16 protein-coding genes and 1 other annotated feature are annotated in these 12,028 nt (G+C 39.9%); all 16 genes read left to right on the top strand.

Annotated elements, in window-relative coordinates:
* Positions 1-1,608 (top strand): MucBP domain-containing protein (locus Q9Q35_RS09375; protein WP_304653119.1); only part of this gene is annotated, 1,608 nt, incomplete at its 5' end.
* Between the two features lie 248 nt (positions 1,609-1,856).
* Complete coding sequence (locus Q9Q35_RS09370) at positions 1,857-3,290, top strand: FAD-dependent oxidoreductase (protein ID WP_304653118.1); 1,434 nt, start codon at positions 1,857-1,859, stop codon at positions 3,288-3,290.
* Positions 3,283-3,981, top strand: coding sequence for an enhanced serine sensitivity protein SseB C-terminal domain-containing protein (locus Q9Q35_RS09365; protein ID WP_304653117.1), 699 nt, complete (start codon positions 3,283-3,285; stop codon positions 3,979-3,981). Before Q9Q35_RS09370 ends, Q9Q35_RS09365 begins: the two co-directional genes overlap by 8 nt.
* Before the next feature lie 18 nt (positions 3,982-3,999).
* Positions 4,000-4,665 carry a class A sortase gene (locus Q9Q35_RS09360; RefSeq protein WP_304653116.1) on the top strand — a complete coding sequence of 222 codons (666 nt, stop codon included), beginning with the start codon at positions 4,000-4,002 and terminating at the stop codon, positions 4,663-4,665.
* A gap of 59 nt (positions 4,666-4,724) precedes the next feature.
* The gene (gene rpmG, locus Q9Q35_RS09355; protein ID WP_005918839.1) at positions 4,725-4,874 is read left to right on the top strand and encodes a 50S ribosomal protein L33; all 150 of its coding nucleotides are present in this window, start codon (positions 4,725-4,727) and stop codon (positions 4,872-4,874) included.
* Positions 4,875-4,895: 21 nt separating this feature from the next.
* Positions 4,896-5,063 (top strand): preprotein translocase subunit SecE, encoded by a 168-nt coding sequence (secE, locus tag Q9Q35_RS09350; RefSeq protein ID WP_004051387.1) that lies wholly within the window; start codon positions 4,896-4,898, stop codon positions 5,061-5,063.
* A gap of 121 nt (positions 5,064-5,184) precedes the next feature.
* Complete coding sequence (gene nusG / locus Q9Q35_RS09345) at positions 5,185-5,736, top strand: transcription termination/antitermination protein NusG (protein ID WP_304653115.1); 552 nt, start codon at positions 5,185-5,187, stop codon at positions 5,734-5,736.
* A gap of 55 nt (positions 5,737-5,791) precedes the next feature.
* On the top strand, positions 5,792-6,670 hold the full coding sequence (locus Q9Q35_RS09340; RefSeq protein ID WP_304653114.1) for an alpha/beta fold hydrolase: 879 nt from the start codon (positions 5,792-5,794) through the stop codon (positions 6,668-6,670).
* Between the two features lie 146 nt (positions 6,671-6,816).
* The gene (rplK, locus tag Q9Q35_RS09335; protein WP_004051392.1) at positions 6,817-7,242 is read left to right on the top strand and encodes a 50S ribosomal protein L11; all 426 of its coding nucleotides are present in this window, start codon (positions 6,817-6,819) and stop codon (positions 7,240-7,242) included.
* A gap of 102 nt (positions 7,243-7,344) precedes the next feature.
* Positions 7,345-8,037 (top strand): 50S ribosomal protein L1, encoded by a 693-nt coding sequence (gene rplA / locus Q9Q35_RS09330; RefSeq protein ID WP_004051393.1) that lies wholly within the window; start codon positions 7,345-7,347, stop codon positions 8,035-8,037.
* A gap of 124 nt (positions 8,038-8,161) precedes the next feature.
* Positions 8,162-8,280 (top strand) — a sequence feature (ribosomal protein L10 leader region).
* A 32-nt stretch (positions 8,281-8,312) separates the two neighbouring features.
* On the top strand, positions 8,313-8,816 hold the full coding sequence (gene rplJ / locus Q9Q35_RS09325; RefSeq protein ID WP_056958288.1) for a 50S ribosomal protein L10: 504 nt from the start codon (positions 8,313-8,315) through the stop codon (positions 8,814-8,816).
* A 64-nt stretch (positions 8,817-8,880) separates the two neighbouring features.
* Positions 8,881-9,246 (top strand): 50S ribosomal protein L7/L12, encoded by a 366-nt coding sequence (gene rplL, locus Q9Q35_RS09320; RefSeq protein ID WP_004051402.1) that lies wholly within the window; start codon positions 8,881-8,883, stop codon positions 9,244-9,246.
* 228 nt (positions 9,247-9,474) lie between these two features.
* The gene (locus Q9Q35_RS12000) at positions 9,475-9,552 is read left to right on the top strand and encodes a TMEM175 family protein (RefSeq protein WP_370648896.1); all 78 of its coding nucleotides are present in this window, start codon (positions 9,475-9,477) and stop codon (positions 9,550-9,552) included.
* Between the two features lie 28 nt (positions 9,553-9,580).
* A complete protein-coding gene (locus tag Q9Q35_RS09315; protein ID WP_304653120.1) occupies positions 9,581-9,961 on the top strand; it encodes a TMEM175 family protein in 381 nt (126 codons plus the stop codon).
* Between the two features lie 23 nt (positions 9,962-9,984).
* Positions 9,985-10,938 (top strand): glutathione S-transferase family protein, encoded by a 954-nt coding sequence (locus Q9Q35_RS09310; RefSeq protein WP_304653113.1) that lies wholly within the window; start codon positions 9,985-9,987, stop codon positions 10,936-10,938.
* 231 nt (positions 10,939-11,169) lie between these two features.
* Positions 11,170-12,028: lysylphosphatidylglycerol synthase domain-containing protein (locus Q9Q35_RS09305; protein ID WP_304653112.1), on the top strand; the 859-nt coding region annotated here is incomplete at its 3' end.

The raw sequence follows: 12,028 nt of genomic DNA, 5'->3' as shown, positions 1-12,028 counted from the left end.
CCAAACGTACCAAACCCACAATATCCAAACGATCCAACAGACCCAAGCAAGGGTGGTACGACTCCAGTGCCAGAGATCCCAGGATATCGTCCAGAGGTACCAAGTGTGACACCAGACAAGCCAGGTGAAGATACACCAGTTATCTACACCCCAATTGCTAAGTACAGCTTGGTCGAAAAATTTGTTGATGAAGAAGGTAACGAATTAGTCCCTTCAGTAACCAAGGGTACAGATTACGAAGAAGGATCTGAATATGACGTAACAGGCGATGCCAAGGTGATCGACGGTTACTACTTGAAGGAAACTTCAAACACAACAGGTAAGTTTGGCAAGGGCGATATGACGGCAACATTTACGTACGCTAAGTTAGGTAAAGTTGTTCCAGTCGATCCAGATGGCAACCCGATTCCAAACGTACCAAACCCACAATATCCAAACGATCCAACAGACCCAAGCAAGGGTGGTACGACTCCAGTGCCAGAGATCCCAGGATATCGTCCAGAGGTACCAAGTGTGACACCAGACAAACCAGGTGAAGACACACCAGTTAAGTATGTACCAGTAACACCTGAAAAACACGATCAAACAGCTAAGATCATCTATGTTGATACTAAGACAGGCAAGACGATCGAGTCTGATACGGTAACAGGTAAAGCTGGTTCTAAGATCGACTACTCAACGACACCTCGGATCGATGAATTGGTCAAGAAGGGTTATGTATTAGTTGAAGATGGCTTTACAAATGCAGGCACACCAGTCTATGATGACAACGATGGTGAAGAACAAGTCTTTGTCGTTAAGCTAGACCATGGTACAGAACCTGTTGGGCCAAACAACCCACATGAACCAGGTACACCTATCAACCCAGAGGATCCAAACGGTCCAAAATGGCCTGCTAAAGACGATTACACGAAACAATATACCTCAACTGTTCACTTCGTTGATGGTGACGGTAATAAGTTACGTGATGATGATGTGCAAACATCTACATGGACACGGACATTGATCGTTGATAAGGTCACAGGTGAGGTCTTGAATCCAGGTCAACCATGGAACTCTGATATCGCTAACTATGCAACTGTCAAAGTTCCTGTGATCGAAGGGTACTATGCAGATCGAGCAATGGTCCCAGGTGAAGCAACACAACAACGCGACCTTGAAACAACGGTAACTTATAATAAGATCGGTAAGATCATTCCAGTTGATCCAAATGGAAACCCAATTCCAAATGTACCAACGCCTCAATATCACAATGATCCAACTGACCCAACGAAAGTCATCGTTACAGAAGTGCCAGATATCCCTGGTATGATCCCTGAAACAAGAAGCGTGACACCTGGTGAACCAGGCGTTGATACACCAGTTGTATATAACGTGATCGAAGAACCACAAACACCAGAAGAACCACAAGTACCACAACCAGAAGCACCAAAGACAACACCAGTAAACAACGAAACTCCAGCTCCTAAGGCTGAAGATAAGGTAACTGAATTACCACAAACTGGTGATAAGCAAGAAAATACACTAGCTGCTGTCGGAGCAACTATTATGGCTGGCTTGTTAGGTTTGATGGGCTTTACAAAGAAGAAAGATGAAAAAGATTTCTGATCTAGTAAGGTAAAAAAGAAGAGTCGATAAGGCTCTTCTTTTTTGTATATTTAAAATTTTTCTACAAAGTTAAGGCACTTTGCCGACCACGGTGTAAAGAGTAAATATTTTTAGCGAAACTCTGTGAGAATGGTTTAGGCTGTCTTCACAGAGTTTCTTGTAATATGTGTTGCGCAAGGTATTTCTTGATCCATCTAGTGGTCAGCGTATCGTGATTTTAGTATAATTAGAATATAAAAGAGTGCTCGTTGATCAAAGAAGATCTTAAAGTTGATGGGCGTGTATATTGCGATGAAGGTAATTTGGAAAGGAAAAAGAAAATGTCGGCAGAAAAGATCGTGATCGTGGGAGCAAACCACGCTGGCTTAGCGGTGGCTAGGAATTTGATAGATAGCGGAAAAAATTTTGAGATCACAATGATCGATAAGAGTGATGACCTAGGGTATCTCAGCTGTGGTACTCCATTATTATTAGGGAATGAAGTCAACTCGTATCGAAATTTTTTTTACATTAAAAATGATGAGTTACGAGAACAGATCGCAGCGCTACACACTAAAGCGCAAGTCGAATCGATCGATTTTAGAAATAAAAAGGTGATCTTTAGAGATAAACAAGGTTTGCAGGGTGTAAAGTATGATAAGCTAGTTTTAGCAACGGGAGCTTCGCAAGTTAGTTTGGGGATCAGTGGTAATGATCTTCGGGGCATATATCGGATCAAGAACTTAAACGAAGCCTTGGAAGTCAATCAACGCCTAGATCTAAGTAATGTGAAAAATGTTGCGATCATTGGGGGAGGCTACATCGGTGTTGAAGTAGCCGAAGCGATCCAAAAACGTGGTAAGCATGTAACGATCTATGATGCTAATCCCCATTTGATGTCAGCCCATTATGATGAGCAGTTTGGTCATTTGGTAGAAGAGCGTTTGCGTGAAAAAGGGATCGACCTTTGTTTGGCAGAAGAAGTTCAAAGTTATGTCGGTAAAGGTGGCAAGATCGCCCAGATCATTACTGATCAAGGCAAATATTTGACGGATATGGTCATTTTGACGATGGGCTTTTTACCAAATACGTTACTGGGACGATTTCATTTAGAGTTGTACACTAATGGAGCTTATATCGTAAATGAATATCAACAAACCTCGGATCCTGATGTTTATGCAGTCGGTGATTGTTCAACTTCATATTCGAATATTTTAAAAGAATTAGTCGTTAACTTTTCTGTCTCAGATGCGATGCGTGGAGCCTATGTAGCTGCTAAAAATATCGCAGGTGAGACTATTCCATCTAATGGAACGCAGACATCAAATGCGGTCCAAGTTTTTGGCTTGAATCTATTTTCGACGGGGATAACTGTTACTCAAGCTGAACGGTATGATATTCCATGTGAGTATGTTGATTATGAAACTTGGCAAAGACCAAAGTTCATGCTTGAAAACAATAGAATAAAGTTGCGTTTAGTGTATCATAAACAAACGCATCGCCTCTTGGGTGCTCAGATCGCAACTGAGTCAGATCAAGCTGGTACGTTACACATGCTTTCATTAGCGATCCAAAAAGAAGTTACGATAGATGAATTAAAGGTCTCTGATTTCTTCTTTTATCCGTACTTCAATCAACCAGAAAATTTTGTGCTCGAAGCGACACGCAAAATGAAAAAAGAAAGTGGTGAAAGTGATGACTGAGCAAAAAACGACAGAATTTTTAGCTGCCTTAGATGATTTTGTAGCTGATGTAACAGATCAAAACAAAGCATTAAGATTTTACACTTGTTTAGGAAATGTCAAGCTATATGTTCTTTTGGAATATGGTTATCCTAAAGTAAAAATAAATGGTGATAAAAAAGAACTTTTAGTGTATACTTCAGAACCAACTGAGCTACTAAACGCAGATGGATTGAGTACAGTAGCACTAGGTTTAGAGCGTTTAGCGCAAGAATTAAAAAATTTAGCTGCAAGTGGCTTGTTAGTTGATGAAGCAACACGCAATGTAAGTATTCCAGCGGACAATATTTTTTATGTCCAAGCTTTGCAAAAAAAAGCGACTGATTTTAAACTAAAAACGATGCCTGAACAAGCGACACTGACACTAGAAAATGTGATCAGACGTATCGTAAAGGCGATCCCAGAGGTCACTAGTGCTTGGCTTTTAGGGATCTTATTACCAGGAAAAAATGCTTATCAATACATGGTCATTTTGGAATATGATTTGACTGCAATTAATGAGGTCAAACAAACAACAGCAAAACAAATTGCTGAAAATGTCACGCCTTTGTTAGCAGATGGACAAGAGATCTTTATCGGTACGACAGAAGAATTGGCGGGGAAAAAAGCTAAACAAGAATTTGCGCCATTTTATATCAAGTTGAATTTTTAGTGAGGTGTTTAGTTACAGATGAAAAAGGTTTTAAAATATTGTTTGATCGTCGTTTTGCTGGTGGTCGGATTAGCTTTGATCTTTAACCAACAGATCAAAAATGCGCTGGTCAGTCACATGACTACTTCTGCGGTCAGCACGACTGTCGTTGAGCCACAGAAAAATTCAAAGAAAGCCAATTTTGATTTTAAAAAAATCAAGGCAGTCGATAATCAAATGGTCGTCAGTGCAGCTACTAGTGCTAAAAATAATGCGATCGGAAAAATCGCGATGCCAAGTGTTGGGTTAAAACTTCCGATCTTTGAGGGATTAAATAATGAAGACCTTGTACGAGGCGCAGGTACGATGAAGCAAGGCGAACAGATGGGGGCTGAAGGTAATTATGCTTTAGCTGGTCACCATATGAAAGACGCTAAATTGCTTTTTGGTCCACTAGCTGATGCCAAGCTTGGAGATAAGATCTACGTGACTGATGAAAAAAAAGTTTACGTTTATACGACAACGCTAAAGACAGTTGTTAATAAAAGTGAAGTTCAATATATCTATGATGAACCGGGCAAAAAGATGATAACTTTGGTCACTTGTGCTTCAGGTGAGGATGGTGAAGTCGATCGAACGATCATTCAAGGTGAACTAGCTGAAGTCTTAGATGCAACAAAGGAAAATCTTAAGTATTTCAACTGATTGACAGCAACTTACTTTACTGATAGAGTTATAATGATAAAGATCTAAGGAGTAAAAGAATGTCGAAGAAAAAAGTGGCACTTGCTTGCTCAGAATGTGGTTCACGAAACTATTCGATCACTGAAAATGTTAACCGTGCAGAACGCTTAGAAGTTAAAAAGTTTTGCAAGTACTGTGGCAAACATACGATCCATCGTGAAACCAAGTAGTTCATGGAGGCGTAATATAAGATGAAATTCATTAAAAGTGTTATCAAAACAATGAAGGATACGACTTGGTTAACAGCTAAGGAGACAAGACGTGATACGACCACAGTAGTAGTCATGTCGTTAGCATTTGCAGTCTTCTTTGGTTTAGTTGATTATGCAGCTCAAGCTGTGATCAATTTGTTAGTCTAGTTTTTAAAGGGCTGGTATTACCGGTCCTTTTTTGTTACAATTAGGTAAGGACAGGGCCTTCGAACGCATTCGGGGGTTTTTATTTTGCAGTTAAGTGATAAGCGTAATTAAGGAGAAAAATATGGCAGAATCATTTGAAAAGAAATGGTATGTATTACACACATACGCAGGTTATGAAAATAAAGTCAAAACTAACTTGGAATCACGAGCACAATCAATGGGGATGGAAGATTACATTTTCCGCGTAGTCGTTCCAGAAGAAGAAAAAGTTGAAACAACTAAGACCGGTAAAGAAAAAGTTGAAACTTTAAAAACTTTCCCAGGTTATGTGTTAGTTGAAATGGTGATGACTGATCAATCATGGTATGTTGTGCGTAATACACCGGGTGTAACAGGATTTGTTGGTTCACACGGTGCTGGTAGTAAGCCAGCTCCATTGCTTGATGAAGAGATCGATCACATTTTGAACCAACTTCAAGGTAGTGAACATCAAGCTGATTTTGACGCTGAAGTGGGCGATGCAGTGACGATCATCGATGGTGCGTTTGCAAGCATGATCGGTAAGATCACTGAGATCGATGCTGAAAAGTCAAAAGTCAAAGTTATGATCGATATGTTTGGTCGTGAAACAATGGCTGAATTGAACTTTGATCAAGTTGAACGTTTAGTTTAGGATCTAGGACTACAGTGTAATACTGTAGTCTTTTTTCAAATGAGGTGGATGCGATATGCTTAAAGATGCTAATAAATTGGTCCAGACAACAGTTCTAGCGACTGGGGGCTTAGCTTTGGGAGTGGCACTTGAGTGGTATAAATTAGCAGAACCGAGTAAAAAACGAGAAGTGACGCTACAAAATCAGATCCCGACATTATTTATTCATGGATATGCTGGGACTCGGTTGTCTTCGGGTCTGATGATCAAACGGTTTGAACACTATGGATGGGGACAAAAAAGCACGGTGATCGTAGTGAAAGCTGACGGTCGTTTAAAGATCAAGGGTGACCCTAGTATCCCTGGTGGATTTATCCAAGTATTATTTGATAAAAATCGGATGTCGATCATCCATCAAACTGACTGGTTATGGCGTTTGATGAATTATTTGAAAAATAACTATGATATCGAAAAGATAAATATCATTGCTCATTCGATGGGGGGAGTGACCGTCTTGAATTTTTTGAGCAAGTTTGGGATCTCAGATCGTGTTCCCCATGTGGAAAAAGTCGTGACTTTAGGTGTACCATTCAACGATACCGAAGTTGGCAAGGATGGTAAAGAGATCGAATATCGCCCCTTGACGCAGTACGGACCGCTTACGATGGCACCACTGTTTAGCAAGATCAAAAAGCATCGCTATATAATTTCACCTGATACGAAATTTTTGAATATTGCTGGTGATCTGGAAAATGGGACGGCTTCAGATGGCTCGGTCTCGTTAGATTCAGTCTTGAGTTTACGTTATTTGTTACCACGTCAAGTCTATTATGAAGTGATCGTGAAAGATAAAAAGGCATCGCATTCACGTCTCCATGAAAATCGCCAAGTTGATAAGATGATCGGCCAATTTTTATTTGGTAAGCAAGCCTTACAGGCATTTACGGATAAATAGATCTTGGCTCAGAAAAAATTTCAGGCAAAATATTGTTTTTTGAAAAAAAGCGTGTTATATTTTATAAGTATGCTTTTAGCATATTGAAGTGGGAGGTCAAATATGCTGACCATCCGTACCACACACGGAATAAGGAGGAATGACCCGTGGCAAAAAACGTAATCAACGTTGTTAAATTACAAATTCCTGCTGGTAAAGCAACTCCAGCTCCACCAGTAGGTCCTGCTTTAGGTCAAGCAGGTATCAACATCATGGGATTCACAAAAGAATTTAACGCTCGTACAGCTGACCAAGCTGGTATGATCATCCCAGTTGTTATCAGTGTTTATGAAGATCGTTCATTTGACTTCATTACAAAGACACCGCCTGCTGCAGTTTTACTTAAGAAAGCTGCTGGTGTAGAAAAAGGCTCCGGCGAACCTAACACAAACAAAGTTGCTACAGTTACAAAAGCACAAGTTAAGGAAATCGCTGAATCAAAAATGCAAGATCTAAACGCTGCAGACGTAGAAGCTGCTATGCGCATGATTGAAGGTACTGCACGAAGCATGGGCTTTGTTGTAGAAGACTAATTTTCTACGGCCATGCTTCTCAGACGGACACTTCTGTGAAAGCAGATCTGTCAAGTGGGAGGTATATCCGATAGACCACATTTTGCAAGGAGGAACTCACTAATGGCTAAAAAGAAAAGCAAGAAATATTTAGAAGCTGCTAAAAAAGTCGAAGCAGACAAAGCTTACACAGCTAACGAAGCAGTTGCTTTGGTTAAAGAAATCGACTTTGCAAACTTTGACGCAACAGTTGAAGTTGCATTTAACTTAAACTTAGATACAAAACAAGCAGACCAACAATTACGTGGTGCTTTAGTTTTACCAAACGGTACAGGTAAAGAACAAACAGTTGTTGTCTTTGCTAAAGGTCCTAAAGCTCAAGAAGCTAAGGATGCAGGTGCAGATGTTGTCGGTGACGATGACTTAGTTGCACGTATCCAAGATGGTTGGTTGGACTTTGACGTTGCGATCGCAACACCAGACATGATGGCACAAGTTGGTCGTTTAGGTCGTGTACTTGGACCTAAAGGCTTAATGCCAAACCCTAAGACTGGTACAGTTACAATGGATGTTGCTAAAGCTGTTTCTGACGCTAAGAGCGGTCAAGTAACATACCGTACAGACCGTGACGGTAACGTACACGTGCCAGTTGGTAAAGTATCATTTGACGAAGCTGCTTTAGTTGGCAACTTCCAAGCAATTTACGATACGATCGCTAAATTGCGTCCAGCTGCTGTTAAGGGAACATACATCAAGCATGTTTCTTTGGCATCAACATTTGGACCAAGTGTTACACTTGATACAAACTCATTATAAGAATAAGTTTGTTGCTTAAAGCCGTGGTCATTGACCATGGCTTTTTTATAGATATAGAGATAAATATATAATTTATTTTGCAAAATCACTTGACGTATATTTGATAGCGTGATAATATACTAAAGGTCAATATATGATTCTACCTAAGACTCAGGTGGCGTTTGCCTTAATATCCTGCCGAGGAGTAATGTTACGGTTATTCTCTCTGTGTCTTGGTGGACATGGAGCTTTTTTATTTTAAAGAGCTTCGACACAATGACTAGGAGGTGAATCAATTGAGTAAAGAAATTATCGCTAAAAAAGCTGCGATCGTTGAAGAAGTTGTTGAAAAGTTTGAAAAGGCAAGTTCTGTTGTCGTAGTTGACTACCGTGGTCTAACAGTTGAGGAAGTAACTAACTTACGTAAAGAATTACGTGAAGCTGGCGTTGAAATGCGTGTTATCAAGAACACATACTTGAAACGTGCTGCTGATAAGGCTGGTTACGAAGGTCTTGATGAAACATTCTCAGGTCCTACAGCTGTTGCTTTTGCTGATGAAGATGTTACAGCTCCTGCTCGTATCTTATCTAAATTCGCAGAAGATCATGAAGCTTTGGAGATCAAGGGTGGTATGATCGAAGGCAAGGTCGTTTCCTTGGAAGAGATCCACGCTCTTGCAAAATTACCAAACCGCGAAGGCATGCTTTCTATGTTGCTTTCTGTATTGCAAGCACCAGTTCGCAACTTCGCATACGCTGTCAAGGCAGTTGCCGACAGCAAAGAAGAAGATGCAGCTTAATGCGCGCATCCTGATCGCTTAATTAAAATATATAATTATTATCTATAAAATGGAGGATTTTAAAATGGCCTTAGATACAGAAAAGATCATTGCTGACTTAAAAGAAGCTAGCATTCTTGAATTAAACGACTTAGTAAAAGCTATCGAAGAAGAATTCGGTGTTTCCGCTGCTGCTCCAGTTGCAGCTGCAGGTGCTGCTGCAGGCGCTGCAGAAGAAAAGAGCGAATTTGATGTTGAATTAACAGATCCAGGTGCTGGTAAAGTTAAAGTTATCAAAGCAGTTAAGGATATCACAGGTCTTGGCTTGAAAGATGCTAAGGGCTTAGTTGATGGCGCTCCTTCCGTTATCAAAGAAGGCGTTGCTAAAGAAGAAGCTGAAGAAATCCAAGCTAAACTTGAAGAAGTTGGCGCTAAAGTTACTCTTAAATAAGAGTTTCTCAGCTGATCAAAAAGACGTATCTCTTATTTTGGAGGTACGTCTTTTTTTTGTGTATTCATTGTTCTAATAATGAACGTTTAGGCGCCCACTATAGAGAAGCTTTAAATAAGTGGGTAAGGATTTTATACATTTAGCAAGTATTTTTTGTGATGTATTTTGTGAAATATATATGCTATAATGCATTTTAAGATCATAATATTTTGAAAAGCAGGAACGTTCGTGTCAAAAGAACGTTTAGTAGCATTTACAGATGCCGTGATCGCGATCATTATGACGATCTTAGTTTTTAGATCTTGAAAAGCCATCGCCAGTTACTGTTGAAAGTATATGGGAATTAAGGACTAGTTTTTTTGCTTATGCGCTATCTTTCTTTTGGATAGGGGGCATGTGGGTAAATATGCATACAGGATGGCATGATATAAAGAAGATCTCACCAAAAGTCGTGTGGAATACGATGTTTTTACTCTTTTTCTCATCATTTTTCCCGTATGTAACAAGTTTAGTTTCGCAAAATTTCTACAATGAAGTGGCACAAGTTTTTTATGGTGTGATCATTTTAGCAGTAACAACATTTAATACATTGATGTATCGTTCGTTAGCTGAGATCCCAGAGAATAATAAAGCGATGACATTTTTTATGAACGAACGCAAGTGGATCTCATATGATATCGCCCTTAAAGTCTTAGGTTTGATTTTGAGCATATAATAATGTAGAAAAGAGGATAAAATATGGGTACTTTAGTAAAGGGTAAATGGACCCAAAAGAGTTTAGCACAATTGCAAAAAGAAGGGACAAAACTTGAAGTCGATCCAAGTTTTCGCAATTGGATCACACCAGATGGATCAGCGGGTCCAGCTGGCAAAGGTGGTTTTAAGGCTGAGAAAGGTCGGTACCATCTGTATGTCTCTTATGGTTGTCCATGGGCAAGTCGGGCGTTATTGATGCGCGATCTCAAGGGATTGCAAGACTACATCAGTTTGTCAGTTGTTGATCCCGTCTTAGGCACTGATGGATGGCAATTTAGTGATTTTCCAGGCACGATCGCTGATCCGATCTTCAACGCTAAGTCGTTGCCTGAAGTTTACGCAAAAGCTAAACCTGATTATACTGGGATCGCTAGTGTACCGGTCTTGTTTGATAAACAAACCGGTCAGATCGTCAACAATGAATCAGCGGATATCATGCGAATGTTAGAGTCAGCTTTTGATGAACTGACGGGAGATCACACTGATTATTATCCTAAGGCTTTACGCGCCCAGATCGATGAATTAAATGTTTATTGTGATTCATTTTATGCTAAGGTCAATGCGACTAAAGATGCTAAAACACAGACTGAATATGAGCAAGCAGTTGCGCAAGTGTTTACGATGCTAGATGATCTGGAACAGCGCTTGGAAGATCAAGCGTATTTGCTTGGGAATGTTCCAGTTGAGACTGACTGGAAGCTCTTTACTTTCTTAGTGCGCTTTGATGTCGTCTTTTATGGTCTATACAAATGTAACCTTAAACTTTTGAGCGCTTATCCTAATCTATGGCGCTATGTTCGTCAATTGTATAATACACCAGGGGTAGCAGATGCCGTCAACTTTGAGCATATCAAAGTTCATCATTATCGCGGACAATTAGACTTAAATCCATCGGGGATCGTACCGATAGGACCAAAGGAAGACTGGAGTTTATAACTTCAAAAAGGTCCTTCAATTGTGCCATATTCACAATGCCCACCTCTACACTATAATGATCTCCATTAAAATCATAGATGTCAAAAAAGAGGGCTTGTATCGAATTTCTAAATTGAAATTTGATACAAGTCCTCTTAACGTAATGACATCTGTTCTGTTATGGGTGGCCTTTTTTTAATGAGGCATATGGTATAATTAAGAAAGTATAAATTACGAGGGGGTTTTACAAAAATGAAGCAAACATTTCAACAGGTGAAAAGCTTCGTTGAAAAAAGAGCAACCATCCTGAAATTAATTTTTGTCCTTTCAGTATTGATCTTTGTAACTTTTGAGATCGGAAAGATCTTTCGCGAGGTCGATTGGTATCAAGTAAAACAAGGACTCGCTGATCAATCACTGTTTAGCGTTATTTTAATGCTTGGTGCGGGTATTATTGCAGTCAGTCCCATGCTGTTGTATGATTTTTCGATCGTTAAATTTTTACCGGATAAATACAGTCCGTGGTACATCTTGCGCAGTGGATGGATCACTAATACAGCGACTAATATTGCTGGTTTTGGTGGCTTTTTAGGTGCGGCTTTGCGGGCTGATTTTTATCACAAAAATGCTAGTAAAAAGCAGGTCGTCTATGCGTTATCCAAGATCGCACTATTTTTATTAGCAGGTCTATCGCTATACTGTTGGGTCTCGCTAGGTTTGATCTTTGGCTTTGATCTGGGACCACATTTAAAGGGCTATTGGCCATGGCTGATCGGTGGTGGATCGTATTTTCCGCTCCTGTTTCTAACGACTAAATTCAAGCAGGGAGATTTCTTTAAGGATCTGACTTTAAAAAGAGAACTGGTCTTGATCTTAGCTTCATTGTTAGAATGGGGTTTTGCAGCGTTATTTTTCCTCTTCATCGGTGAACAACTCGGAATACATACGAATTACGCTGCAGTTTTAGCGTTGTATTTTACAGGTTCGGTCTTAGGGATCGTCTCGATGGTGCCAGGGGGGTTAGGCTCATTTGATGTCTTCATGATGTTTGGATTATTACCATTTGGTGTTACTACGGAGCAAGCTGTGATCTGGCTGTTGTTTTTCCGTT

Source organism: uncultured Ligilactobacillus sp. (genome assembly GCF_948826705.1).
Taxonomy (GTDB): domain Bacteria; phylum Bacillota; class Bacilli; order Lactobacillales; family Lactobacillaceae; genus Ligilactobacillus.
This window is presented reverse-complemented; position numbering and strand designations above follow the sequence as displayed.